This window comes from Vibrio sp. 2132-1, from assembly GCF_033344315.1.
In genome coordinates this window covers 1-610 of the sequence record NZ_JAWPON010000537.1, presented here as the reverse complement: position 1 = coordinate 610, position 610 = coordinate 1, and the positions used below count along the sequence as shown (strand labels likewise).

1 protein-coding gene is annotated in these 610 nt (G+C 45.4%); it reads left to right on the top strand.

Annotated elements, in window-relative coordinates; genetic code table 11:
- The coding region (locus R8N47_RS26505) for a ParA family protein (RefSeq protein ID WP_318186272.1) at positions 1–576 on the top strand (576 nt) is incomplete at its 5' end.
- Between the last annotated feature and the right edge of the window lie 34 nt (positions 577–610).

Here is a 610-nt window from a genome sequence, read left to right as displayed (position 1 = left end):
GCTATGTTTAACGCAGAAGCGTGGCAAACGCTGTCTGAAGACCCATCACTTGATATCGTTCGTCTATTGAAAGAACAGCTTATCGACAAGATTGCGAATGACTTCGATATCATCATGATTGATACCGGTCCGCACGTCGACCCTCTGGTTTGGAATGCGATGTACGCGTCCAATGCACTGTTAATTCCTTGTGCGGCAAAACGTCTAGACTGGGCATCTACGGTTAACTTCTTCCAGCATTTGCCTACGGTTTATGAGATGTTCCCAGAAGATTGGAATGGCTTAGAGTTTGTTCGTCTAATGCCAACCATGTTCGAAGACGACAACAAGAAGCAAGTCTCGGTATTGACGGAAATGAACTATCTGCTTGGTGACCAAGTGATGATGGCAACCATTCCACGTAGCCGTGCATTTGAAACGTGTGCAGACACCTACAGCACTGTGTTTGATTTAACCGTAAGTGATTTCGAAGGCGGCAAGAAGACACTTGCAACTGCTCAAGATGCGGTTCACAAAAGCGCATTGGAATTGGAGCGCGTATTGCACTCTAACTGGCCGTCATTAAATCAGGGGTAAACAGTAAATGGCTTTGAAAACGTCTGAATTAAAC